The following is a 24,877-nucleotide window of genomic DNA, read 5'->3' on the forward strand; positions in this document are numbered from 1 at the left end:
TATGACGTAATCGCAATATAAGGCTAGCTGCGGTGATAGTATGCCCTAAAAACGTTGAGAGAGAACTCTATGGCGGAAACACTTTCTGGACAAACTCCCGTTTTTGGTGGCTACACTGGCGGCTTGCTCAAAAAAGCAGACGTAGAAGAAAAGTACGCTATTACTTGGACTAGCCCCAAGGAACAGCCCTTTGAACTACCCACTGGTGGTACTGCTATCATGCGCCAAGGAGAGAACCTACTATATATAGCTCGCAAAGAGTATGGCATCTATCTGGGCGGTCAAGTACTCCGGAAGTTGAAAATCACAGACTACAAAGTCTATCGGATCTTCCCCAACGGAGAAATTCAGTATATTCACCCAGCCGATGGTGTCTTCCCAGAAAAAGTAAACCAAGGTCGTGAAAAAGTTCGTTATGTAGACCGTAGCATCGGCGAAAATCCCAGCCCCGCTCAAGTTAAATTTAGCGGTACAGCTACCTATGATGCTCCCAATTCATAGTTAATTGTTAGTGGTTAGTAGTTAGTAGTTAGTAGTTAGTAGTAGTAACAATCAACTATCAACCACTAACCATTAACCACTAACCACTAACTAATAACTGCTAATACCAATTTGAAAAAAAAATACGACAGATAGTTGGGTGAGATTAAGTCTAAGCAAGGCATTTTCAATCCAAAATCCAAAATCTAAAATCCAAAATGGTATATGATTTTCCCAGAATTCTCCGAGTTTTCTGAGTTAGCTAAAGAGGGCAATTTTGTTCCGGTTTACCAAGAATGGGTAGCAGACCTCGATACACCAGTGTCTGCTTGGTACAAAGTATGCGCGGGTCAACCTTATAGCTTTTTGCTGGAATCTGTTGAAGGTGGAGAAAAGCTCGGACGGTATAGCTTTGTGGGTTGCGATCCGTTGTGGGTTTTAGAAGCAAGAGGGGATTGCGTCACTCAAAAACACCGCAATGGTTCTCAGGAAGTTTATGAAGGTGACCCCTTTGCAGCTTTGCAAGCTTGCTTGGAACCTTATAAACCAGTGAAATTACCTCAATTACCTCCAGGGATTGGAGGTTTGTTTGGTTTTTGGGGCTATGAATTGATTCATTGGATAGAACCAAGAGTCCCAATTCATCCACAAGATGAAAGAAATATTCCAGATGGATTGTGGATGCAGGTGGACAGCCTGTTGATTTTTGACCAGGTGAAACGGAAAATTTGGGCGATCGCCTATGCTGACTTGCGTGATGTAGAAACCAAGAATGGAAATTCATTAGAACAGGTGTATCAAAAAGCGTGCGATCGCGTAACTGATATGGTTAGCAAGCTCTCTTTGCCCGTGTCGCCGCAGAAAACTATTCTAGAATGGACGCCACCAGAAACAAACAAATCGGGGAAAGGAACGGGAATAGAGGAGTATAAAAGTAACTTTACGCGATCGAGCTTTTGTGCCAATGTTGAAAAGGCAAAGGACTATATCAAAGCAGGAGATATTTTTCAAGTCGTTATTTCTCAAAGATTGACAACAGAATATACTGGCGACCCCTTTTCTCTTTATCGATCGCTTCGGCAAATCAATCCTTCGCCTTACATGACGTATTTTAACTTTCAGGATTGGCAAATCATCGGTTCTAGCCCGGAAGTAATGGTAAAAGCAGAACTGGATGCTGAAGGGAAGGAGATTGCGACTGTACGTCCTATTGCTGGAACGCGTCCGCGAGGTAAAACGCCCCAAGAAGATGCAGCAAATGCTCTTGACTTACTCCAAGACCCCAAGGAAATTGCCGAACACGTCATGCTTGTCGATTTGGGGCGGAATGATTTGGGGCGAGTTTGTCAAAGTGGAACTGTGAGAGTTGATGAACTGATGGTAGTTGAGCGTTACTCTCACGTGATGCATATTGTGAGTAATGTTGTGGGTAAACTTGCGCCAGGAAAAACTGCATGGGATTTACTGAAAGCTTGCTTTCCTGCAGGAACAGTCAGTGGCGCACCTAAAATTCGCGCAATGGAAATTATTTATGAGTTGGAACCCAGCCGTCGTGGTGTCTACTCTGGTGTTTACGGATATTATGATTTTGAGGGACAATTGAATAGTGCGATCGCAATTCGGACAATGGTGGTTCGGAATAATATGGTAAGCGTGCAAGCAGGTGCTGGTTTGGTTGCTGATTCCGATCCGGAAAAGGAATATGAGGAGACGTTGAATAAGTCGAGAGGTCTTTTAGAGGCTATTCGCTGTTTGAGGTAAACTTGAGAGTTTAGGAACCGCAGATGAACGCTGATAAACGCTGATGAGTTGTATCTCATACATCCAAGCGAATTGCACACAGAGTTTAATCGCGAATTTTGATGTTGTGACTGGCAAGATTGTTGAGCCAACATGTGGAGACTCCAGAACAGAAGTTGATTTTGTCCAAAATATTCGTCGCTTGATTGAAACCGATCCGAATGCGACAAAATGGCACTTAGTTATGGATTGTCTAAATACTCATCAGTCGGAATCCTTGGTTCGTTTTGTTGCAGAAAACGAAGGTTTGAATATTGACTTGGGTGTCAAAGGAAAAAGCGGGATACTCAAATCTATGAAATCCCGTGCTGCTTTTTTGAGCGAGCCAACACATCGAATTGTTTTTCATTACACTCCCAAACACTGCTCTTGGCTGAATCAAATTGAGATTTGGTGCGCGTATTATGGGAGCGCAAGTTACTCAGAAGAGCAAGTTTTGTCAGTCAGGATGATTTGAAAACTCGAATACTTAATTTTATTGACTATTTTAACCAAACAATGGCGAAACCTTTCAAGTGGACATACAAGGGTAAAGTACTGGCTATTTAATGGTCTAGTTATTTACGCCGTACTGTACTAGAGATAGCTGTTTTAAGTACTGGTTGATTTGCTCTTGAATTTCAATCGCTTGACTGCCACCCTCTTCATCATCAGTATTGCGATCGCTTTGAGGTAAAAATGTCAAAACTATATCTGGTGGAACTGTAATTAAATCATCAACAGCTTTATCGACTTCGGCTCTGGCATCAGTTCCACTCAAGTTGCTAACTGATAATGCTTTTATAGTAACAATATCACTGTTAAATCCATAGCTTTTCAGGCGTTGCTTTATGCTCTCTAAAAAAGAGTTAACGCTCAAATCGCAAATTTGTAAAGCCGCAATGCGAATTAATCTTGATCGATCGCGATAATCGTCATGACGTTTATAAACACCTCCACCATTATGCTCAGACAGTCCTGCAAGGAATTTATCTCTCTTACCTACAAAGCCGTTTCCAAAAAGTAGAGGAGTTTCCTGAAGCGGCTTCTTCGGCTGCCAGAATAAACTTGGATAGTCACGGCTATTAATACTTCGCTCTAGCTCAAATCCATAAGCCGCTAGTGCATCTTTCACTGTTTCTTTATAAGAAGCTAAGAAGAATGTTCGCTCTTTGTGAGAAATCTTAGTTGCCTTAAGCAACTTTCCCCATTCAACATCAAACTTGTCGGCAGTTTCAACTGTAACGCATGGACGTAGAAGCACCATAGGATAGTCACGTTGATCTCTATTCTTGAACTGTACAGTGACTATAGGTTGGTCATCTGGAGCATTTCGCAGTGATTGTTTACTGCTTTCACGGGTTGCCTTTTTTATTAATCTGTCTCTGTGTTGCCCAACTGTTCCTGGTAACTGAGTGATAGTACCGTAACTTCCTAATTCTCTATCTCGAACTTTCAAGCCAATCAAAAGATTTTCCGGAGTATCTCTATCCAGATAATTTAGATAGAATTGTTGTAAATCACCTTTGTAAAGGATACTGCTGTGAACCGTCAAAGTTACAGCAGGTTGTAACTCTCCCTGTAGTTCGATAGTTTCTGACCAAAAATCTAGTTCACGTTTGACTTCAACTTGATTTTCGGACACAATACCTGCTGATGATCGAGGAGCAATAGCGGCTAGGATTCTCCCACTACAACGTCTAATTGAAATTAATGAAGAGATTTTGAATCTACCTCAAGGATTTGAAGCTTCGACAATTGCTCATGAAATTGGACATTGGGTGCTCCACATCAATCCACATGAAGTAGAGAGATTTTTAAAACGTCAAGACCAAGGACTTGAGACCGTAGCACAGCCATTTTTATGCCGTAATGCTGGTAGCCAAAAGAAGGCTAAGTCAATTGAGTGGCAAGCCCAATATTTCGCCAGCTGTTTACTGATGCCTAGGTTTATATTGGAAGAAAAACGATTAGGACGTGATTTAACAAATTGGCATCACCTCTATAGAATGAAAGACGAGCTTGGCGTAACGATATCTAATCTGATACACCGCCTACAACAAGATCTTGGCTGGATTCACATTCTTCCTGGTTCTCGTCAGATTCTACTGGGTGATGCTGCACCTTGTAGGGAGAAACAACCAATCAGGTAGACGCGATCCCATCCTCTTGATAAGCACAAGCAACATCACTGCGAATGCGCCAGATATTTTTGGTCAGTTAATGATGTCAGTTTTTTATGATGGAACCGCTCCTCAGGTTTTTGTTTTACGTAGTACCACGCTTGATTACAACAGTTACCGGTTGCTCGATTAAGGTGGAGATGGTGCGATCGCTTAACTATCAACTACCATCGTTGTAGATAATGAAGATTCTTGTTCTGGTTCTAAGTAGTCATCCAGCATAACAAGGATGGATATTTGGATAGATAACCCAGCAGATGCAGTAGCCGCAACCAGTTCTGGGGGTAATGTTAACCCACCCTGGTCTTCTTCTCGAATAGTGCTAATGTACAAATCAGCGTTGCAGTTAGTGCGATCGAGTATTGCGAGATTTGATGATATTTTCTGTAGCGTAGTAGTAACTTGTAGCATTTGACTATCTCTCTCTTCCTCAGTGCTGTCAGTATCAAATTGGGCAAGTTCGAGTATCCACAGATCGACAGGTTGAACTCACTTTTTTGAAACACGCTCACCACGTCGCACAAATTTCGTCGGTTGAATTCCTAGAGCTTGTGTCAACTCCTCTGAAGAAGGGATCTCGCCTCCCAGTCGCAAAGATATTTGGGTTGTACTCACCTTATCCACCTCTATCACGCCTTGGAAAATCAAAATTATGCATTAAATATGTTATCTATTTATCTATCCAAAAATTCTTCTGCCAATTCAAGTAGTTCACTATACGTAAAAAGTATTATCTGAATAAAATATCTATTCATCTGCGTACATCCGCGTGCATCTGCGGTTCTTAATTTTTACTATACTACACCCAACCAAAACTCCAATATTTTTTGTCTTTCTCGTCGTTATAACCTCAAACAAATGTTATTTAAATTGTTTCTTTTGAAAAAATCAAATTGAGAACATTGAACTCATTAGAATTTAACAAATACTTATCTGTAAAATTTTATCTTTTTAGTTCGCATCAAAAAAACGCAACCCTTTTTTATTTGTCCAAAGTCCAAAAATACTCCTGTCTTTTCTTTTACATCATATCGAACCAATGATTCTCCTAGCACGTAGTCATGAATTTGACATTTAAATTTCCAGGTGCAAGATAAAATAAGGACAATTCACCCCTATATTATGCTCAAGTATGTTTAAGGGTTCAATTCCAGCCTTCTACTCACTCGCCCATTGACTCAAAGTCTATGACTGAAACTTCCCCTAAACCCGTTGCAACAACTGCCCCTTTGCCTGCAAATGAGGTAGAACGCTTAGAGGCTCTGCGGCGATACAACATTCTCGATACCCCACCGGAAGCTGCCTTCGATCGCATCACCTCCTTGGCAGCACGTTTATTTAATGTGCCGATCGCGCTGGTTTCCCTGGTTGATGCATCAAGAGGCTGGTTTAAATCGTCCTATGGCTTTGATGTGCGAGAGGTGCAGCGAGATACGACTATTTGCAGCTTTGCGCTGTTATCTAACGAGGTATTAGTCATCCCCGACACCAGACAAGACAATCGTCTCGTCTGTAATCCATTTGTACAAAATGAACCGGGGCTGCGGTTCTACGCCGGTGCGCCGTTGCTTACCCAAGATGGCTTCAATCTAGGCACTCTTTGTTTGTTAGATACAAAACCGCGTGATACCTTAACTAATGAGCAAACAGCCATCCTCGCGGATCTTGCCGCAATGGTGATGGATGAACTAGAGCTACGACTGGCAGCCCGTAAAATTGCTCAAATCGATGCAGCGTTGCTAGAAGTGACTCAGGGCGTTTCTGCTGTAACGGGTGAAGCATTTTTCTCTGCTTTAGTGCAACATTTGAGCAAAGTGCTGGGGGTTGATTACACCTACATTGGTCTGGTGGAGGGAGATAACCAGGAAGCAATCCGGACGCTCGCCGTCTACTCCAAGGGGCAGATCGTTGACAACTTTGCATATCTTTTGCATGAAACTCCCTGCAAGGAGGTGCTCCAGCAACGAAAATTGTGCTGCTATCCCAATCGAGTCCAAGCCTTGTTTCCTAACGCGCCTCTTTTAGAACCTCTAAACGTGGAAAGCTATGTAGCGATTCCGTTTTTTGACTTAATGGGCGTACCCCTCGGCTTACTAGGCGTGATGGATGGCAAACCTTTGACAAATGTTCAGCTTGCAGAATCCCTATTAACCATCTTTGCCCTACGGATCGCCACCGAACTGGAGCGACAGCAAACAGAAGCAGCACGGCAACAAGCCCAGTATGAGTTGGAGCGCTTAGTTGAACAACGAACGGCTGAATTATCTCAAGCAAACGAATTACTCCACTTGGAAATTGCAGAGCGGCAGCAAGCTGAAGCAGCCCTGCAAAAAGAACAGGAGTTACTCAGAGTGCTGCTTGATAATGTGCAGGCAGGAATCGTAGCGTGTAATGCCGAGGGGATTTTGACCCTATTTAATCGAGCAGCACGAGAATTTCATGGCTTGCCAGAGCAACCACTGCCGCCCGATCGATGGGCAGAGTACTATGACCTGTATTTACCCGATGGCAAAACGCAGATGTCCAAAAACGAGATTCCGCTATTTCGAGCGTTACAGGGACAGACAGTCGAGAATGTTGAAATGGCGATCGCACCCAAGCAGAGAACCACGAAGACGCTACTTGCCAGTGGACAGGCGATCGTTGATAGCCAGGGCAAAAAACAGGGGGCAGTCGTCGTGATGCATGACATCACCGAACGCAAACAAGCTGAAGCCGAATTACTGATTTCAGATGTTGCCTTGCAGCAAATGCCCGATGCCATTTTGTTGACCGATTTGGAGGGTAAGATTCAACGCTGGCTGGGCAATGCCGAGCAAATCTTTGGCTATACAGCCGCAGAGGCGATCGGCAAACCCGTTAATTTTCTCCATCGCTCAGACATTAAAGCTGCGATGACGGCTGAAATCATTCAGTCTATTCAGACAACAGGAGAGTTTTGTGGTGAAATTCCCTGTCTGCGAAAAGATGGATCGGCAGTGTCGATCGAGACAACAGCCAAAACCGTATACGACAAAGCTGGGAATCCCATCTTTTTCATTGGTATCAACAAAGACATTACCGAGCGCAAACAGGCAGAAGCGGAACGCGCCCAATTAATGCGGCAGCAAGTTCAAGAGCAAACAGCCCGCATCAAAGCAGAAGTTGACCAGCAGCGATCGGCATTTCTGGCAGCAGTCAGTACAGTACTAGCATCCTCATTGGATTACGAATGGACTCTGGCAAGTGTTGCGAATCTGGTAGTGCCGTTCTTTGCAGACTGGTGTGCGATCGACCTGCTGCAAAACAATCAATTGATTCATCGGGTTGCAGTGGCTCACCGCGATCCAACGAAAGTAGAATTTGTCGGGGAAATTCATCGGCAATATCCCAGACAAAGCGACGCGACGGAGGGAGTACCCAAGGTGCTGCAAACTGGGAAAACAGAAATGGTGACTGAAATTCCAGATGCTGCATTGCTGATGGTGGCTCAAAACGCTGAACATTTGCGAATATTGCACGAACTGGGCTTAAAGTCTAGCATTATCTCACCTTTGATTGCCCGTGGACAGATTTTAGGGGCAATTTCGTTTGTCACGGCTGAATCCGAGCGCCGTTATAGTGAGGCAGATCTGGCATTGGCAGAAGACATCGCCCATCGAACCGCGATCGCCATCGATAATGCCCGTCTCTACGAAGCAGAACGAACAGCAAGAAATGTAGCGGAATCTGCCAACCGCGTCAAAGATGAATTTCTCGCTGTTTTGTCCCATGAGTTGCGAACACCGCTCAATCCGATTTTGGGTTGGTCTAAATTGCTTCGCACTGGAAAATTAGATACCGCAAAAACAGATTATGCCTTAGAAACAATTGAGCGCAACGCTAAACTCCAAACCCAACTCATTGAGGATCTTTTAGATGTCTCGCGCATTTTGCAAGGTAAGCTCAGCCTCAATATGGTTCCCGTTAACCTGGCATCAACAATTCAATCGGCACTTGAAACCGTGCGGTTAGCAGCAGAAGCCAAATCAATCGATTTGCGATTTACGATTTTAAATTTGGAATTAAAAGAAACTGATTCGCTCTTAGAGTTACAAACTGGTGGACAACAGCCTGAAAATCTAAAATCCGAAATCCGTCTTGAAAAGTTTGCTACCGAGAGAAAGCCTCCTGACAACTTTTCGCAAAATCCAAAATTCCAAGTTTTAGGAGATTCAGCCCGCATCCAGCAAGTGGTTTGGAATTTGCTCTCCAATGCCGTCAAGTTTACGCCCCAAGGAGGACAGGTAGAGATTGGGTTATTGGTTACTGGTGATTCGTCATCTGTAGAAGATAAAGAGCAAAGGACAAATGACACTGGACAAATGACAAAGTATGCTCAAATTCAAGTCACAGACACGGGTAAGGGAATTTCTCCAGACTTTCTACCGTATGTGTTTGAGTATTTCCGTCAAGCAGATAGCACCACAACCAGAATATTTGGGGGATTAGGGTTAGGGCTGGCGATCGTGCGTCATCTTGTCGAGTTACATGGGGGAACCGTTGCAGTAGACAGTCCAGGAGAGGGACAGGGGGCAACTTTTACTGTCAGGTTGCCGATGAAATCCGAAAGTGTTACACCGAAGGATAGAACAGCGACGAATCACTCCCGCATGGCTGCTCCTGACACTTTATCGCTTACAAGTGTCCGGGTTTTGGTGGTTGATGATGAAGTAGACTCCCGTGATTTTCTCACTTTTGTCTTGGAACAAGCAGGTGCAGAAGTTACTGCAACAGCATCTGCTCGTGAAGCATTACAAGTACTGGCGCAATTCAAGCCAGACATTCTACTCTGCGATATTGGTATGCCAGAAACAGACGGCTATATGTTAATGCGTCAGATACGCGCATTGGAATCAGAACAAGAAAATAAGACTCCAGCGATCGCCCTAACTGCCTATGCGGGAGAGGTAAATCAGAAACAGGCACTGGCTGTGGGTTTTCAGGAGCACATCGCTAAACCTGTAACTCCAGAAATACTGGTTCAAGCGATCCGAAGGTTAGCTAGATTGAACAGAAATGTCCTTTAAATTTTTGCTACTTTATAAACTCAAATGTGTATCATGTGTTTTTAAGAATAGATGGGCAAACCTCATGCTCTGGGTCCCACCATAAAAGAGTCAACACACCTAGATCGAGGATTCCCCATACTCTTTCTTTTCCAGAAAGGCGGAGTGAAACAAGTTCATCTATATCATCTTGTCCAATTTCACTTAAACGAGCTTGAGCTATTGAACACAAGTCATTGACATCTACTGAATGGTTAAATTTTTTACTATTCACCAGAATTTCTGCCCAAGTCATAGTTTCAAAAGAAGCAAGTTTGTCCTTAACATAAAGAAGAGTCTCGGTGTCTAACTTGTGCCAACCATAGGGACCGAGCATTTCAAGCCTAGAAATACGCCAAGACGGATTCATATTATAATAGCTAGTCGGTGAGGAAGCTATTTTAGGTTGCTTAGTAGAAGAGGGATTTACTTTTATTTTCGGCTTTTTATTAAGACGAGTGCGTTAAATTACAGACTGCTGTAATATTCAGCCATTGCAGCATGGGTAATTTCTTTGTTCCCACGTTCTCCAAGCATCAATCCTTGACGAGCATCTATCCAAGGATCTTCTTTGTGAGTTAAATCACTTAACCACAGAGAAGAGCGATCGCCATAAAAGTTGATAACTTCATCAATAGTTTCGCGTTGAGTTGGTGTCAGGTTGCTAGAATTCCCTTCGGATAACTCTGAAACTTTAAATTGACCTCGATGACTATTGTATAAGGCAGGTACTACAGGACCATTCGCCCACGCTTCAATTTTTTCAGAAAAAAGAGGTTCCTCATCCCAGACAAGAGACCAAGCTTGGGAGTAGTAAACAAGTTTTTGAAGTTTCATGGCCATCAATGGTCCCATTTTCTCTAAAATGTAGACTGCCACATCATGGACGTTTACCATAATCCCCTCCTTGGTTTGGTCTTTCCGTTAAAATCGATCTTAACGACTTAAAACCAAACACTCAATATATTCTATATCAAAATTATAATACATATTTACTATTATAAACATACAGTATCAAATTGGGCAAGTTTGAGTATCCACAGATCGACAGGTTGAACTCGCTTTTTTGAAACACGCTCACCACGCCGCACAAATTTCGCCGATTTAATTCCTAGAGTTTGTGTCAACTCCTCTGAAGAAGGGAGATCGCCTCCCAGTCGCAAAGATATTTGGGTTGTACTCACCCGATCCACCTCTATCACGTCTTGGAAAATCAAAATTATGCATTAAACATATTCATCTGCGTACATCCGCGTGCATCTGCGGTTCTTAATTTCTTACTGTACTACACCCACAAAAACTCCAATATCTTTTATCTTTCTCGTTGTTACAACCTCAAACAAATGTTATTTAAATTGTTTCTTTTGAAAGAATCAAATTGAGAACATTTAACTCATTAGAACTTAACAAATATTTATCCGTAAAAATCTTTTGCCTCATTTCCTCCAAACTATAACTTCTAAATACAACAAAAGGAAAATCTTGATAATTATGACCGATAGGAAAAATATTCCCTACAGGATAGAGCGTCCGAATATAAGTAGCAAGAATATCGCGAAAAGACTCTTCTTTTGGTTCTTCTGGATTGCTAGAAAAATATTCACTCATAGCGTTACCGCTCATAAACGCAAATAAAGGAAAAGCATAATATCGATCTGAACACTTGCTACCCTGCTCGAACTTTTGTGTTGTATTTACACCATCTCTAAGTTTGTTCGCTAACTCAATCGCATCCTTAATTGCAGATTGTAAACTTTCAGGATAAGATTTACTGTGACTGATGTACTGCATCTTCCGCCACAAATCTTCATTTGCGTAGTTAGCAATGTCCAGCAGTGACATTTGGTAAGTTTCCTCTAAAGTATTTTCCGGAATAGGAACTACCAATAAACTTCCACTAATATAACCCAATTCAATTTTGCCAAAATCTAATAGCTTATCAAGGCTATTACAAATCTGAGGAAATTGCTTAGAAAATAAAAAATCCAAATAATTAGATTCAGTAGTATCTCTAACCACAAACTCCGCATGACTAAACAATTTTTGTAATTGCGTGTAAACGTTCTCTACTAAAACATCGCGCTGATTCTTCCTATGCACCTGCTTAAGCTCATTGATAAGATTTGCCATTTGCTCTGAAAAAGTTCCACCTACAGCAAATACAGATTTACCACCAATAGGAATAATCATGAAATGGTTTCTACCAATTTTACCAGAACCAAAAATCCTGGTCATTATCGAAGCTTTTAAAATTAACAATATATTTAAAAGATTGAGTACGCTTTCCTGTATAGATAACTGTTGATTTTGAAGATCGTCTTGATAATAAACCGAACGTTCTGCTAAGTAAAAAATGAGTTCCTTGTCTTGATTGTCTATTTCATCATCTCCACGCCCTCTATAAATAACCTGAATGACTTCCATAAGATTTTTCTCAATCTGAAAGCCAGGAATCTCTACAAGAATATGTTTTGCTTTGGGAAAAGATAGACCCCTACTTCCAGATGCTGTCATAAAAACAATTTTGACACGCTCTTTATATTTATTAATCTTTTCTTTCTCTTCTTCAGGGATATTAGCGTGTATTTCTAAGTAATCTCGAAATAGCTGAAAATCTTCCTGTTGTTTTTTAATTCCGTCAATTAATTGAGCTAATCTTTGCTTATCTTGAATATAAACGATCGCTTGCTCGACATCAGGACGACTCAACAGAAGTTTTATATCTTGAAAAATTTCTTGTTGCAAGCTTTTGACTAAATTATTTTTTTGTTTAAGACGACACTCCTGACTAAATTGGTAAGATTCTACGACTAATTTATAAGTAATAGATAAACTCCGAGCAGGATAGGAATTTGCATTAATAAGAGTTGCTGGTAAATTTTTAAATTTAAACTGTTTGAACATCAAAGCTTGAAACACATCTGAAGCTTTACGAAAATATATTTTATCTGGTTCAGGTGATTTATTAGCAAGATGTTGGTTGATAATATTTTCATCAACAATCGAAGCATCAGCTACAATGATTTTAGTATTAAATCCATGTTCGGGAAGCATTAACTTATACGTTTCCACAAGTTTACTAACCCCATCTAAAAACTCTACTCCACTTTCATCCCCGGTAATTTCATCTATCATAATAAACAAATGCTTAATTTTCCAAGAAATACTTTTCATCTTTTCTGGAATAACTTTATTGTCTTTTTTGTTATAAGCACTTCTAAAAATTTTCTCAAAATGTTTTAACGTGTCACCTGTAATTGTTTTCTTTAAAGACTGTATTGCAACTGTAGCTACAATATTATTGGAATATCCCAGTTCTACCATTGTAGATACTGCTTCGCAAATACTATTCAAAACACCCCTACCTTTGTGCTCCATATCTTGAAGCACATCCTCTGTTTGTCTCTTTATTTTGTTGGAACGTTGTCCGCGTAAAGTCGGATTTCTTCTATCGCGGAAGTTGACAGACTGTGCGGAAAAATCTCCCTGTTTGCGATTCCAAAGGTATTGAACAGTATATTCTCTGGAGTTATTTTCAAGGAGGGTATTATGTGTATTAAGAGCGAGTATTCTATCATCGCATAATTCCTGAGAGTCTTTGTCTTTAAATTTCTCGATAATATCTAAGTTAACTTGTGTTCTGGGGCTAACATAAAAGAAAAGAAACCCATTATCAATGCGCTTTTTAAGAAAATTTACAATTGCCGTGGTTTTACCAATACCGGGATTTCCTGTTAAAAATAAATAAGTAGCATCAGAGTCAAGTGCTTTTGTTATCAGTTCCGTATGAGCTTCTCTCAATTTCATACTTCCTGATAATTTCAGTTGATTTATCAGTTCATCGGGAACTTGACCGACTGAATTGATAAATCCATTGATTTGCTCTTGATGGGTAATAATATTTGTTTGATTGGGTTTAATTTCTAAAAGTCGCTCTATAAAGTTTTTCCCATTGGTAAAGCTTTGATAAGCACTCCGCTTAATCTGATTTAAAACTTGTAGGCGAGCCGTGCTAATTTCTTTCCCACTGACATCATTTTTATAAATTTCATAACAAGTTTTTAAAATAGCTAAATTATCTGGGCGGACAGACATAGTACTTAATCCGCGATCGCTATACCCTACAGCATGCAATACCACTGATGTTTCTTCTTGAAGAATGTGGCTTTCTTTGAGAAAGTCATAAAAACTATGAAGATAACCTGCTGCTTGAATGAGCTTAGAACTCTCTTTATCTTTATATTTAAAAGCTGTAAAGTAGCTCTTTAAATCTTCCGAAAAATCCAATTCTAAAGATTCTGTATCTATACTGAGTTGAGAAAAAACACTTTTTGACCGTAAGTAATTGACGTCTCTAATTAATAAACGTCGGATAATTTCTATATAATCTAAATTTTTGATTTCTTCCTCTGTCTTGATAGAAAAAACAGATAAATCGACACACACAATTTTTAGCTGCTTCCGGTTACGTAGCAAAATGAGAGTATCTGCATTGACAAACTCCCCTTTTTTGCCCATATCTAGTTCCTTCCAGACATATTGTTCAACACAGCGATCGATATCTTCTTCTGTCAATGTGTCAAACTGGCGCAAGACTTCTTTAAACCACTGTTCTGTATTTTTATTTTCGTAAGTTCCTATACTGTTATCACCACTAAACTTGCATTGATGATACAAAATTTCTATATTTTTTAATTTATCTGGCTTACTCCAGCCTATAGCTCTAATATATTCGCCCAAAAAGTTTAATCCGCAGAAAAATCCTTTTTGCAGAAAAAATACACTCCACTTTTGGACTATCTCTCTTTCTAGAGAACCAATCGTTTTACTAACAATTTGTTTCAACATTTTGGGAAACTTGAGTTGCTGGAGTTCCTGAAGATACAAGTTTCCAAAACGGTGTTTAATTTGCTTCTCTTTTATATAGGCAAGAATTCCAATATTAAATCCGACTTCAAATAAACGCCCTAATTCTTCAGCTATGTTAAATGTCATATAATAATTCGATTAGATTTTACAATATACGCTCATATCCCCGACTTCTCAAAGAAGTCGGGGATCTTGCAGTTATGTGCTTTAACAAACAAGCTTATCAAATTAAAACTGCTTTCGTTTCCGTAATAATTCCCCAATTGTCAGGTCGAACTGTGACTTTCCTTCAAACACTGTTCCTACCTTCCCTTTGTGGAAGTGAACATAATCGATACGGTAAGCTTCTTCTGGTAAAGGTACGTAGCCTACAGAAGCTGATACTACAGGCGCTTTTTTCAGATAGAAATCGACAAACTGGTAAACCGCTTGTTTGTTTTCAGCCGCCCAAGGATTGACATAAATAAACAAAGGTCTTGATAGCGGTTGATACTTAGCTTTTTCCACGGTTTCACGTGATGGTAGCACGGCTCCAGATCCACTATTAACAGCTAGCGCTTTTAACTTACTCTTATGTTTTTCAAGATAAGCATAGCCAAAGTAGCCCAAAGCATCTTGGTCTTTGCTGATTCCCTCTGCTAAAACTTCATCGTCTTCGCTAGGTGTGTAGTCAGTACGACTTGCTCTAGCTTTGCCAACAACTGCTTCAGTAAAGTAATCAAAAGTGCCAGACTTGCTACCTGCACCATACAATTTTAAAGGCCGGTTGGGCCAAGATGCACGTACCTGATTCCAACGGGTGATTTTTCCTTGAGCCGCAGGTTCCCAAATTTTTTTAAGCTCTGCTACAGTAATGTCTTTTGCCCAATTATTTTTCGGATTGACAACTACGCTAAGAGCATCAAAAGCAATAGGGAGTTCTATATACCTCACACTATTTTTCCTACACGCTTCCATCTCCTCCTTGGCAATAGGTCTCGAAGCATTACTAATATCTGTTTTTCCAGTACAGAATTTTTCAAAACCACCGCTCGTACCAGAAACATTAACTATCACTTGTGTTTTATTGTTTTGGGATGACTGATATTCTTTTGCGATCGCTTGTGTTATTGGATAAACTGTACTAGAACCATCAGTTCTGATTGTTTGTGTCGTGGTTTGTGAATAACTAACTGGTATGGAGTAATGAGTTGTTATTACCAAAGCCCCCAATGCAAAACCCAGATTGACTAATTTTTTCATTGATTTTTTCTCACAATATTCAAAAGTCTATCTTCGTTTTTCTAGTTTTTATTACCAAACAGTTTTTCCAAGCCAAAAATACTTTTAGGCTTGTTACCTGCTTAACAGGTTTGCCTTTGTTACATTGTTTTATTCAAGAACATTTATATAACATAATGGAAAGCAAAAATATAAGATTAAGGCACAATTTGACCTAAGTTAACAATTTTGCCACCAAACCTACTATTCCCCCTGCAAGAACTAACCAAGCGGAGTTTACCTTAAAACGGAACACCACGATTGCACTCAAAACCGCCAATACAATTGTTAACAGATCTACCAGTGCAGCACGTCCAAGAGTATAAGTGACTACTGCCATTAACCCCAAAGAAGCTGCATTGACTCCATCTAAGAAACGACTGACCCAAGGCGATTGACGCAACTTTGGAACCCAAGGGTTAATTATCCATACCAAAACAAAGGCGGGAAGAAAAATGCCAATTGTTCCTGCGATCGCTCCTGCATGACCACCCAACAGATAGCCAATAAAGGTTGCTGTCGTGAATACGGGACCTGGTGTAAACTGACCAATAGCAACTGCATCTAGAAGTTGTTGGGAGGTCAGCCATTGATTTCGTTCTACTAGTTCTCGTTGCAAGAAGGCTAATAGCACGTAGCCGCTACCATAAAGTACTGAGCCAATTTTCAGAAAGAAAAGAAATACGTTGAGCCAGCTAACAGATGATGCAGCCACAGGAGTTGAAGCACCTGTTTGTGCTAGGAAAAAAGAAGCAGGTAACAGCCAAGCCCCTGTTGTTCTACCCTTATTGCGCCACAAATTTTTCACCAGCATGACTCCTAAACCAGCTAGTAGCAGCAACAGGAGTTCATCTACTCCCAAGAAAAAAGCAATGATCGTTGCTCCTGCGGTGATGGCGGTAGGAATATTCTTAATAGCTTTTTTGCCTAACTGCCACAATGCTTGTGCCACAATGGCAATGATGACGGGTTTAATGCCATAGAGCAACCATTCAACTTGCGGAACCTTTTGGTAGCGATCGTAAATGGCAGCCAGTGTCCAAACAATAAGCATGGCAGGTAGGATGAAACATGAACCTGCAACGAGCAGTCCGCGCCATCCCGCTCTCTCATAACCAATATGAATAGCAAGCTCGGTAGAATTGGGACCGGGTATCAGGTTGGTGACACCTAACAAATCTAATAGTTTCTCGCGGCTCAACCATTGGCGACGAGTAACCACTTCATCATCCATCATGGCGATGTGCGCCGCAGGACCCCCAAAAGCAATTGCACCCAATTTCAAAAAGACGAGAGCTAATTCTTTGAGTCGTTGTTTTTGTTGTTGCGGGGCTAATTCAGCATATGGGATCTGTTGTTCTGGCGACTGAGTTCCTTCAGTATTTTGAGACATTGTTGCAAACCTTAGCTTTCTATTTGTAACCGTAGTATTGCGTAATTAATGTTTGATTTAACACATATACTCTTTCTTCAAAGAGATTGCACAAGGATAGTATCGTAAATCGATATCGAAATTCTATATTCCCAATGACGGAAATGTTGTGTGGTTTTGACAAACCTTATAAATACATTATTTCTAGCAAATTACCGGGGTATGTATGGATAACGTCAAAAAGGTGAGCGAATCTATAGCAGTCCTATTTTATGGATAAATTTATTAACCGCAAAGACGCAAAGAGCGCAAAGAAAAGAGTGAAGAGATAATTTTAAAAATGATTTAGGATTGGTATAGGAATCCTAAATCATTTATGAAAAACTTTAAGTACCGTAGGTAGGGCTATGCCCACCAACTAAAGCTTGCGTGCGGCATAGCCCTACCTACGTGTAGTTCAAAAATCAAATAGGATTGCTATATATATCAGCTATTATCTAGCTGAAGATTGTGGGAATTTTTGAGAAAAAATATATCGTTGGTGCGCTAGGATTGTCAATGTTGGTCATCGAAGCTCAATTTTGCGTGTAATGAAATTAGACCGTATCACCAGCAATCCCAATCGGATGAATGGACAGCCCTGCATTCGTAATCTTCGTCTCACAGTTCGTCGGGTTATTGAGTTACTGGCTACTTATCCAGAGCGAGAAGAACTGAGTCAAGAGTTCCCGGAACTGGAAGAAGAAGACATTCGGCAAGCTTTAATTTTTGCCTCTTCCTACTTGGACGATCGCATTATTGAGCTATCTCAAAGCTGTCACTGACCCCCGAATTCTATTCGGTGGATTGCTATATATCAGCTATTATCTATCTGAAGATTGTGGGAATTAATGAGAATAAATATCTCATTTTCTTTAATTAAATCTCCCGTACAAAGGACTGGCAGCCGCTCTTGATATGCCTTAATAGCTAATATATAATCACGGTCAGCTAATTCTGTTTTGATTGGACGCAGTCTATCGACAACTACGCCAAATAATGTAATCTCGCCACTCATTGTGTCAGCCAATGGTGTTTCAATGTGTGTAACTAACCCTTGAATGGTGATGTTGGGTGCATTGGTAATGAGTGAGCTATAAACCTCAATTTGAGAGCGATTTTCTGCTAATGCTAGGGTTTCTAATACTTCTGCCATCCGCCCCTTAAAGTCAACAATTTCTGGTTTAAGGGGGAGTAGAATTTCAAAATCGTCTAGAGTCCAAAGGTTGGCTTTGTCACCTTTAATTTTCTGTTGATGCCAACCATGCGATCGAAGATAACTTGCCACTTGTTGGGGGTCGATATATTGAAATTTTTCTACATCCAAGATAATAGCTGTCATAGTGGCTCTCCATCAGCAATGCGTTCCATTATCATACGAAGTGTATTGGAGCTAAATATATTTTGACGCTTATGATAAAATTAGAGTAAAACGCATACATAACCATGAATGTACAACTTGTCAACTCCCTCGTAGAAGTGGTACTAAACCTCTCTCTCGAAGAGCAACAACTCTTTCAAGAAAAGCTTAGTAATAAACATTTAATTTTGCGAACTAGTAAGTTTCTAACATTAGAAGAGAGATTGTTACTTTGGCAAGAGTGGATAGATACAGCACCAAAAAGCTATGCCAATCTTTCTGATGAAGCTCTGCGTCGAGAAAATATCTATGATGATGAAGTATGACTCATTATCTATTAAATACTAATATCCTTTTACGTTCAAGAGATATAGCTTCACCCGATTACAATCTTGTCCTTAGAACAATAAAGCATCTAATATCTAATTATCACCGATGTTTTATTACATCTCAAGTTTTAATTGAATTTTGGGTTGTAGCCACTCGTCCTGTTGCTGTAAATGGATTGGGGTGGACACCAGAAGAAGCCGAACGAGCAGTGCAAATGCTAATAAATCAGTTTGAGTGGCTAGAAGAAACACCAGATATATTTCGCCTTTGGTTTAGCCTTGCTACAACTTACAAGATTTCAGGCAAACGCACCCACGATTTACGTATACAAGCAGTGATGCTTGCTCATAACATCAGCCATCTTCTTACTTTAAACCCAAAAGACTTTGTAGCAGTTGAAGGAATTACTATTATTCACCCCAATAGCATAAACAGCTAGAGGCTAGGCAAATCTACAAGCAACGAATGGAGCAATAAAAGTCGGGGGTTTTCTCTGACTGTCTGAAACCACCCCTAACCCCTATCTTCAAATAATTCTCCGAACAGTTCTTTAACTTTTTGTTTGGCATCTTCTAAAACTTGTTTACCCAATGGGGTCGCGCAATAAACTCGGCGCGAATGTCTTCCCGAACGTTCAACGGTTGAGTGAAGATAGCCCTTGCGTTCCATGTCATGAAGCATTGGATAAAGGGTTCCTGCACTCAGCTTGTAGCCGTGTCGCGCTAATTCTTCAATTATACCCAAACCAAAAATTGTCTCATGAACTGCATGATGAAGAATGTGAAGTCGAATTAGACCGGAGTAAAAATCTTTGTCATCCATCTTGTTCTCTAGACTTGTGCTTGAAGGAGTGACACTCGCTCACCTTCTCTTGACTGGTCACTGGTTACTGGTCACTGCTCACGTTAATTGTAGAACCCAACGACGAAAAAGTTTCACAGTAATTCGATAGCGTTCCCTCAACTTCTTCAATATATTACGATCGCTGACCCTGACGGTATCTGGCTGTTTTATTCTCATGGTCAAGTAAAGTTCGTTTATCGTTTATCATAGATATCTGGGCAAGTAAGAGAACCCCACAGAATAATTGATCCAATGTTGTCATGCTCAGTGTAGCGTAAGCATAACGAAGCATCTCAAAGCTTAACGCGAGCATTTCAATGAGATTCTTCACTTTACGCGAGTTGCGTTCAGATGCCATTGGGCATTTTTTTTCGTGGAGTTCTCTAAAGGAAGGTGCTTATGGCGATTCCCTCTGAGCTACAAAATCTGATTCAAGAGGCTTTAGAATCAGTGTATCGTCATCCCCAGCATGACTTAAATCTAGGTGATCGTCATGCTATTTGGGCGGCATTTGGTGATAATGGTCATCTAAGACGTACAGCACTAGCAATCTCTACAGTCCGTCATGTACTCCCGATTTGGAATCGAAGATTCAAGAATGATGATAGACCGCAACAAATTCTTACCCTAGCGGAAAAAGTTATTTCTGGAGATGTTAGTAAAGCTTTCGCAGAAAAAGAGAGCCAACATTTATGGCGACAAATGCAACAATTAGGTTATGACGATTCGGGTATGGCTTTTACTGTTGGATGTGCAGCAGTTGCATCGCTTGATACTGCAATTTTTGATGAAAATTTTGACCCGGATGAGATTGATTTTAATCTGACAGATAATCGAGATACAGAAGCGAATGATGCTGCTTTCTTTGCTGCTTGTGCTTATGCAAATGGTGCAGTGTGGGAGACTATTTCTGGAAAATCAGATTCTGCGAAGCGTTTGGAATTTTGGTCGTGGTGGTTAAATGTTGATGTTCCCTATGCGTGGGAGGTTATAAAAGATGAGAAGATAGATATTCCTTTGCCTGAAGCTTCTTAATTACAAAGATGGTGCGATTGCTATAATCCATAGTTTGTCGGTAGCGTACTACAAAACCCAGGGGATTGGTCACTGGTCACTGAATTGTACAACCCAACGGCGGAAGAGTTCTACGGTAATTCGATAGCGCCCTTCAATTTCTTCAATGACATCATGACGCTTCAAAGTTTGAAGTGCTGGCTGTAAACTAGCTCCATCAATACCTGTAGCATGAGACAAAATATCTAAACTTAGCCCTTCTTCATGAGGTGCGATAAGCCGGGTACGGCTTGCGCCAAGGGCGATCGCTCTAATTATCGCCTGTTGATGAGCTGCACCTCGCGCCGCTTGACCCCAAACCCCATCAAAATAATAGCGTCCTCGCTTGAAGAAGTCTTCATTGATAACTGCTTCCACATCTGTCAATCCAAAAACAGGATCGCGGGGGCGTTGTTGCTCAAAAACTTGGTCGTTATAGCGGCGAACTAGCTGAAAACCCACGAGTTGAACTAAAAAAGGTTGTCCGTTGGTAAGGTCATAAATTTTATCTAGAGCTTCTAAGGTGTAGTCAAGAGAAAAATCTTCATCTGGGTTTGCTAAAATTTGGCGGGTAGCAGCACGTTTTTGGAAGTTAACGTGGATGGGAATGACGCTAGCAAAGAAAGGTTGGAAGTAATCTGCTGTCATTTCTTCTAAGGTATGCAAACCTGCAAACGCAAAAGCAACTTTAGAACTCATTTGTACGAGTCCCCGCAAAAATCCCATAAAATCTACAGGGATTTTTCCCGCCGCAATTAAATCTTCAATTTTCTCAAATTCGTCTAGAGCAATAATTAAAGATGTATCATCTAAAGTTTCTATAACCTTTTGCAAATAACGTCTAAATGTAGGGAGGGGAAGATTCAAAAGTTCTTCATCAGGAGGCGGTTGCAAGTTCATGACTTGAGAAACAGCATCACTCATAGCGATTAATACCTCTCCAACTCCTGAAGGTGCATCTCCCACTTCCAGTAAATTCACGTAAGCCACCTTTACCCCAGATCCAACCAAGTTAGCAGCGTTTTTCAGAATAGAGGTTTTGCCCATCCGCCTGTGACCGTAGATAACCACAGACTGGAGTTGTTGACCCATCAACCAAAGTTCCTCCAACTGTCTCATCACATCTTCCCGTCCAACAAAGCGTTCCCCCACAACGGGGTCGCCAATAATGTAGGGATTGCGGATAGGCTTAGTAATAGAAATTTCTCCTACTTCACCAACGACTGATAGTAACGCTTCTTTCCAAGTGTCTGCGATATCTACTATTAGTCCCTGTTCTGCTTGCGGTAGGGTGTTGGCATCGTCCAGTACCTTTTTGAGTTCTCCTTGTGCGCGGTTGAGAGCAAAGGAACGAGCAGTACGAGACGCGCTACGTAGAACAACTTGGGTATCTTCAATTACGCGATGGAGAGTCGTCAGTGCTTGCCAAGTCGTTGGACGCAGTAGAGGTTCTTGTGGAAAAGTCGGTAGTTGTAAAGCAGCAATAGTAGCTGGTTCCCTTGCTTGATAAAGAGCAACTAGAGTTTGGGCAAGGATAAACATTTCCTCTCCGTAGAGAAGAGAACGCACTACTTCAAAAGCTGCGATCGCTTTCACGGGTTCTTTTTCATGGAGATGCCAAAAACCAGCTGCAACAGCACGAGCAGGAGTGTCTAGTCGCGTATTTGTAACAAAACGGCTTTGCAACCTTCGTCGCCAGTTACCAGGTAAGAACCAGATACCTCTAATAGTCTCCGCCTTAAGCATCGCACCCAAAGAAGCTGAGGCAAAACGTATAACTTGCCAATCATAAGGAGTGTCAGCGAGCCGAGAAACACGCCAAATTATTTGCTCTGATGGAGTCTTAGCAAGTTCCCGATTAATGGCTTCCACAACAGGAATGAATTGCAACGTATAAGCCAGCAGCTGATTAACATTATGCACGCCTATTTCCCAATCCTGTTGAAGCCAATTCTGCAAGCGGACAGAAAGATAAGGTAAAGGAAGCGAAGTTATGCGGGGGAGTAACCAACTATTCTTTTGAAGATGTCGCAGATTAAAAGATGAGCCAATAAGCCAATTATCTGGACGGAGTATTGCCACGCCACTTACTACACCAAACGCCACACCAAACGCCACGCCAAACGCCACGCCAAACCCCACCACGCCAAACGCCACGCCAAACGCCACGCCAAACGCCACGCCACGCGCCACGCCAAACGCTACACCAAACCCCACGCCACTCGCTACACCAAACCCCACGCCTAACGGCACGCCAAACCCCACACTAAATCCCACGCCAAACCCCACGCCACTCGCCACCACGTCACTCGCCATACCTAACGCCACGCCACCTATCACGCCAAACCCCACGCCTAACGGCACGCCTAACGCCACGCCAAACCCCACGCCAGACCCCATGCCTAACGACACTCCACTTATCACGCCAAACGTCACGAAAAACAATTCAATCGGAAAGCCTAGGTTTTGGAAAATCAAACCTAAAACTGGAGGTGTAACAACTGTTAACAATAACTCTTGTAAAAGCAATTGACGTTGGATGGGATTTTGTTGCCGTAACTTCCGTCCCCTTGACCAATTCATTTCTCCTTCAAGATTGTATCCACCGTATCCACCACCAAACGTGTCTACATACCATCGCAATGCTTGGGGAAAGAAAAACACCCAGTACAACAAGCGTAGGTAATCCAGTGGGTTCCATAGGGCGAGGGGGCGCTTGAGTTTGGGGGCTAAGTCTAGAAGGGGAACAGAGCATTGTTGGTTCATAACATACCCCCCACATACTGAGCAAAAGCTCGGTAGCATATTTGCACAAGTCGTCGAGGGTGTCCGTCACTTTGCTGTACGAGTTGAGTTATTGTCTCCTCTGAAAAACTTACACCAGTTCCAGCCAACCGATTGGCAATAAAATCACGCATAGTCGTTTCATCCCAACGCTTGATTTGTTCCTCTTGACAAATACCTGCTAGCGGTGATGTTTTACCTTTATCGTGACTGTCATTAAATAAGTTATCTAGTGGTTCACTCGCAGCAAGAATCAATCGTATAGGAGCATCATTTCCTTCTGCCAAAGCACGCAACTGATCTCTGACTTGGCGAGTAAATCCCTTCCAAGTAAATTTCGCCACATTATCTATAGCCAGCAGTACTTTTTTTGGATGCTGTCGTAAACTACGAGTTAGTTTGTAGCCTTTGCATTCAGGGATATCCAGTTTGTCGCATAAAGCAATGTAAAAGTCACTTTCATTACCAATTTCATTCAAATCAAGGAAAATTGGCAGACGTGGTGATTCAAGCCGAGTTTCAGCTTGTTGGCAAATTGCCCATAGCAAAGACGATTTGCCAATCCCCTCCTCTCCTATCAAAGCAACACTACTACCACTTTCTAGCACCTCAAACACCCGTTGAATGTCTCGTTCCCGTCCAAAAAACTGTCTTGGATCTTCAACTCTACCTACTTGGGGAATAAAAGGATTTGCAATTGTTTTTTTAGGTTCTGATGTTGGAAAGGAAATCAGAGGTTGTTTCTGATAAATGACTGGTTTGAGGTGCTCTGGAAAACCTTGAAGTTGAATCCGTACACAACCAAAATCATACGCTTCTTCAATGGAACGATTTGCTGCTAATGCTTCGTAAAAACCCACAGCAAATGCGATCGCTGCTCGATCGCCGATCGCATCATTCATCCCTATCACAAACGGGATGTGTTCGGCAATTGCTTTTGCTTGAATTTCAGAATGACAAGCGTTCAATACTATACAGTAGACTTGCGATGCGAACAATTTAAACAATGCAGCCAAAGCATCCGGCTTGACTAGCTGAATATTACCACTTTCGTTCTCAAAGCAAAGTTCGCCTGTATGAATACCATGCCCGGAGAAATGTATAATATGCGGGTTAACATCAAATATTGCCCGTGTAATATCATCGACGCGAACAGATCCATGATTCTCTAGCTTGTATTTTCCTAGTTCTTTGGCTATTCGCAACCTGTCTTCAATATCCCGCAACTCTTGCTGCGATCGCAAACGAGAAGCGTCGCTCGGATCTGCTGCTAAAAACAGGATTCTTACAGGAATTTCACAGAGCATCCAGGAAATTACAACATTTGAGTTGATAATCAGTGTATCACTAAATTCCTAAAAAGTTGTCTTACTCCTGTCTCGTCCAAAGATTACTTATTTAAATGAACCGCAAAGACGCAAAGGACACGTTCGCGAAGCGTCTCGAAGAGAAGAAAGAG

Annotated in this window: 22 protein-coding genes; 9 read left to right on the plus strand and 13 right to left on the minus strand. The window is 41.4% G+C overall.

Annotated features, from left to right (window positions below; genetic code table 11):
• The first annotated feature begins 69 nt into the window (after positions 1–69).
• The 3 genes from WA1_RS43720 (at position 70) to WA1_RS43730 (ending at position 2,737) form a co-directional block, all read left to right on the plus strand.
• Complete coding sequence (locus WA1_RS43720; RefSeq protein ID WP_017744641.1) at positions 70–501, plus strand: photosystem I reaction center subunit II PsaD; 432 nt, start codon at positions 70–72, stop codon at positions 499–501.
• A 204-nt stretch (positions 502–705) separates the two neighbouring features.
• Positions 706–2,241, plus strand: a complete 1,536-nt coding sequence (gene trpE / locus WA1_RS43725) for an anthranilate synthase component I (protein ID WP_017744642.1) — start codon at positions 706–708, stop codon at positions 2,239–2,241.
• 43 nt (positions 2,242–2,284) lie between these two features.
• Complete coding sequence (locus WA1_RS43730) at positions 2,285–2,737, plus strand: transposase (RefSeq protein ID WP_272819354.1); 453 nt, start codon at positions 2,285–2,287, stop codon at positions 2,735–2,737.
• A 96-nt stretch (positions 2,738–2,833) separates the two neighbouring features.
• On the opposite strand, the gene WA1_RS43735 is transcribed toward WA1_RS43730, so the two are convergent.
• The gene (locus WA1_RS43735; protein WP_017744643.1) at positions 2,834–3,904 is read right to left on the minus strand and encodes a hypothetical protein; all 1,071 of its coding nucleotides are present in this window, start codon (positions 3,902–3,904) and stop codon (positions 2,834–2,836) included.
• A gap of 79 nt (positions 3,905–3,983) precedes the next feature.
• Between WA1_RS43735 and WA1_RS43740 the strand changes: the two genes are divergently transcribed.
• Positions 3,984–4,412, plus strand: coding sequence for an ImmA/IrrE family metallo-endopeptidase (locus tag WA1_RS43740; RefSeq protein ID WP_017744644.1), 429 nt, complete (start codon positions 3,984–3,986; stop codon positions 4,410–4,412).
• 183 nt (positions 4,413–4,595) lie between these two features.
• Here WA1_RS43740 and WA1_RS43745 read toward each other — a convergent pair whose 3' ends face one another.
• Positions 4,596–4,853 (minus strand): hypothetical protein, encoded by a 258-nt coding sequence (locus WA1_RS43745; RefSeq protein ID WP_017744645.1) that lies wholly within the window; start codon positions 4,851–4,853, stop codon positions 4,596–4,598.
• 776 nt (positions 4,854–5,629) lie between these two features.
• On the opposite strand from WA1_RS43745, the gene WA1_RS43750 reads away from it, so the two are divergent.
• Positions 5,630–9,490 (plus strand): GAF domain-containing protein, encoded by a 3,861-nt coding sequence (locus WA1_RS43750; RefSeq protein WP_017744646.1) that lies wholly within the window; start codon positions 5,630–5,632, stop codon positions 9,488–9,490.
• 31 nt (positions 9,491–9,521) lie between these two features.
• Here WA1_RS43750 and WA1_RS43755 read toward each other — a convergent pair whose 3' ends face one another.
• The 6 genes from WA1_RS43755 to WA1_RS43780 form a co-directional block, all read right to left on the minus strand.
• Complete coding sequence (locus WA1_RS43755; protein WP_017744647.1) at positions 9,522–9,878, minus strand: hypothetical protein; 357 nt, start codon at positions 9,876–9,878, stop codon at positions 9,522–9,524.
• Between the two features lie 98 nt (positions 9,879–9,976).
• On the minus strand, positions 9,977–10,405 hold the full coding sequence (locus tag WA1_RS43760) for a Panacea domain-containing protein (protein ID WP_017744648.1): 429 nt from the start codon (positions 10,403–10,405) through the stop codon (positions 9,977–9,979).
• A 101-nt stretch (positions 10,406–10,506) separates the two neighbouring features.
• Positions 10,507–10,725, minus strand: coding sequence for a hypothetical protein (locus tag WA1_RS43765; RefSeq protein WP_017744649.1), 219 nt, complete (start codon positions 10,723–10,725; stop codon positions 10,507–10,509).
• Between the two features lie 133 nt (positions 10,726–10,858).
• Complete coding sequence (locus WA1_RS43770) at positions 10,859–14,503, minus strand: helicase-related protein (RefSeq protein ID WP_017744650.1); 3,645 nt, start codon at positions 14,501–14,503, stop codon at positions 10,859–10,861.
• A 102-nt stretch (positions 14,504–14,605) separates the two neighbouring features.
• Positions 14,606–15,619: a PstS family phosphate ABC transporter substrate-binding protein gene (locus WA1_RS43775; RefSeq protein WP_017744651.1), complete on the minus strand. Its 1,014-nt coding sequence runs from the start codon at positions 15,617–15,619 to the stop codon at positions 14,606–14,608.
• Positions 15,620–15,812: 193 nt separating this feature from the next.
• Entirely contained in the window at positions 15,813–17,030 is a 1,218-nt protein-coding gene (locus WA1_RS43780) for a chromate transporter (RefSeq protein WP_017744652.1), read from the minus strand.
• Positions 17,031–17,599: 569 nt separating this feature from the next.
• On the opposite strand from WA1_RS43780, the gene WA1_RS43785 reads away from it, so the two are divergent.
• Entirely contained in the window at positions 17,600–17,833 is a 234-nt protein-coding gene (locus tag WA1_RS43785; protein ID WP_017744653.1) for a DUF433 domain-containing protein, read from the plus strand.
• Between the two features lie 32 nt (positions 17,834–17,865).
• Here WA1_RS43785 and WA1_RS43790 read toward each other — a convergent pair whose 3' ends face one another.
• Positions 17,866–18,390, minus strand: coding sequence for a hypothetical protein (locus WA1_RS43790; RefSeq protein WP_017744654.1), 525 nt, complete (start codon positions 18,388–18,390; stop codon positions 17,866–17,868).
• Positions 18,391–18,494: 104 nt separating this feature from the next.
• Here WA1_RS43790 and WA1_RS43795 point away from each other — a divergent pair, with 104 nt between their 5' ends.
• Positions 18,495–18,734, plus strand: coding sequence for a hypothetical protein (locus tag WA1_RS43795; protein ID WP_017744655.1), 240 nt, complete (start codon positions 18,495–18,497; stop codon positions 18,732–18,734).
• Positions 18,731–19,177: a type II toxin-antitoxin system VapC family toxin gene (locus WA1_RS43800; protein ID WP_017744656.1), complete on the plus strand. Its 447-nt coding sequence runs from the start codon at positions 18,731–18,733 to the stop codon at positions 19,175–19,177. Before WA1_RS43795 ends, WA1_RS43800 begins: the two co-directional genes overlap by 4 nt.
• Positions 19,178–19,251: 74 nt before the next feature.
• Here the strand turns inward: WA1_RS43800 and WA1_RS43805 are convergent, their stop codons facing one another.
• Both WA1_RS43805 and WA1_RS43810 read right to left on the minus strand, forming a co-directional pair.
• On the minus strand, positions 19,252–19,560 hold the full coding sequence (locus tag WA1_RS43805) for a PadR family transcriptional regulator (protein ID WP_017744657.1): 309 nt from the start codon (positions 19,558–19,560) through the stop codon (positions 19,252–19,254).
• 154 nt (positions 19,561–19,714) lie between these two features.
• Positions 19,715–19,939, minus strand: coding sequence for a hypothetical protein (locus WA1_RS43810; protein ID WP_017744658.1), 225 nt, complete (start codon positions 19,937–19,939; stop codon positions 19,715–19,717).
• A gap of 41 nt (positions 19,940–19,980) precedes the next feature.
• Here WA1_RS43810 and WA1_RS43815 point away from each other — a divergent pair, with 41 nt between their 5' ends.
• The gene (locus tag WA1_RS43815) at positions 19,981–20,616 is read left to right on the plus strand and encodes an Imm5 family immunity protein (RefSeq protein WP_017744659.1); all 636 of its coding nucleotides are present in this window, start codon (positions 19,981–19,983) and stop codon (positions 20,614–20,616) included.
• A gap of 69 nt (positions 20,617–20,685) precedes the next feature.
• On the opposite strand, the gene WA1_RS60935 is transcribed toward WA1_RS43815, so the two are convergent.
• Both WA1_RS60935 and WA1_RS43825 read right to left on the minus strand, forming a co-directional pair.
• A complete protein-coding gene (locus WA1_RS60935; RefSeq protein ID WP_017744660.1) occupies positions 20,686–23,400 on the minus strand; it encodes a hypothetical protein in 2,715 nt (904 codons plus the stop codon).
• Complete coding sequence (locus WA1_RS43825; protein WP_017744661.1) at positions 23,397–24,725, minus strand: nSTAND1 domain-containing NTPase; 1,329 nt, start codon at positions 24,723–24,725, stop codon at positions 23,397–23,399. The genes WA1_RS60935 and WA1_RS43825 overlap by 4 nt, the downstream gene beginning before the upstream one ends.
• Positions 24,726–24,877: the final 152 nt, after the last annotated feature.

This window comes from Scytonema hofmannii PCC 7110 (genome assembly GCF_000346485.2).
GTDB classification, from domain to species: Bacteria; Cyanobacteriota; Cyanobacteriia; order Cyanobacteriales; family Nostocaceae; genus Scytonema; species Scytonema hofmannii.

What these genes read in the sequence shown, in the direction of transcription:
- WA1_RS43720 (WP_017744641.1), top strand. Translation starts at nt 70, where the DNA reads ATGGCGGAAACACTTTCTGGACAAACTCCCGTTTTTGGTGGCTACACT.
- trpE (WP_017744642.1), top strand. Translation starts at nt 706, where the DNA reads ATGATTTTCCCAGAATTCTCCGAGTTTTCTGAGTTAGCTAAAGAGGGC.
- WA1_RS43730 (WP_272819354.1), top strand. Translation starts at nt 2,285, where the DNA reads ATGAGTTGTATCTCATACATCCAAGCGAATTGCACACAGAGTTTAATC.
- WA1_RS43745 (WP_017744645.1), bottom strand. Translation starts at nt 4,853, where the DNA reads ATGCTACAAGTTACTACTACGCTACAGAAAATATCATCAAATCTCGCA.
- WA1_RS43750 (WP_017744646.1), top strand. Translation starts at nt 5,630, where the DNA reads ATGACTGAAACTTCCCCTAAACCCGTTGCAACAACTGCCCCTTTGCCT.
- WA1_RS43755 (WP_017744647.1), bottom strand. Translation starts at nt 9,878, where the DNA reads ATGAATCCGTCTTGGCGTATTTCTAGGCTTGAAATGCTCGGTCCCTAT.
- WA1_RS43760 (WP_017744648.1), bottom strand. Translation starts at nt 10,405, where the DNA reads ATGGTAAACGTCCATGATGTGGCAGTCTACATTTTAGAGAAAATGGGA.
- WA1_RS43770 (WP_017744650.1), bottom strand. Translation starts at nt 14,503, where the DNA reads ATGACATTTAACATAGCTGAAGAATTAGGGCGTTTATTTGAAGTCGGA.
- WA1_RS43775 (WP_017744651.1), bottom strand. Translation starts at nt 15,619, where the DNA reads ATGAAAAAATTAGTCAATCTGGGTTTTGCATTGGGGGCTTTGGTAATA.
- WA1_RS43780 (WP_017744652.1), bottom strand. Translation starts at nt 17,030, where the DNA reads ATGTCTCAAAATACTGAAGGAACTCAGTCGCCAGAACAACAGATCCCA.
- WA1_RS43785 (WP_017744653.1), top strand. Translation starts at nt 17,600, where the DNA reads ATGAAATTAGACCGTATCACCAGCAATCCCAATCGGATGAATGGACAG.
- WA1_RS43790 (WP_017744654.1), bottom strand. Translation starts at nt 18,390, where the DNA reads ATGACAGCTATTATCTTGGATGTAGAAAAATTTCAATATATCGACCCC.
- WA1_RS43795 (WP_017744655.1), top strand. Translation starts at nt 18,495, where the DNA reads ATGAATGTACAACTTGTCAACTCCCTCGTAGAAGTGGTACTAAACCTC.
- WA1_RS43800 (WP_017744656.1), top strand. Translation starts at nt 18,731, where the DNA reads ATGACTCATTATCTATTAAATACTAATATCCTTTTACGTTCAAGAGAT.
- WA1_RS43805 (WP_017744657.1), bottom strand. Translation starts at nt 19,560, where the DNA reads ATGGATGACAAAGATTTTTACTCCGGTCTAATTCGACTTCACATTCTT.
- WA1_RS43810 (WP_017744658.1), bottom strand. Translation starts at nt 19,939, where the DNA reads ATGGCATCTGAACGCAACTCGCGTAAAGTGAAGAATCTCATTGAAATG.
- WA1_RS43815 (WP_017744659.1), top strand. Translation starts at nt 19,981, where the DNA reads ATGGCGATTCCCTCTGAGCTACAAAATCTGATTCAAGAGGCTTTAGAA.
- WA1_RS60935 (WP_017744660.1), bottom strand. Translation starts at nt 23,400, where the DNA reads ATGAACCAACAATGCTCTGTTCCCCTTCTAGACTTAGCCCCCAAACTC.
- WA1_RS43825 (WP_017744661.1), bottom strand. Translation starts at nt 24,725, where the DNA reads ATGCTCTGTGAAATTCCTGTAAGAATCCTGTTTTTAGCAGCAGATCCG.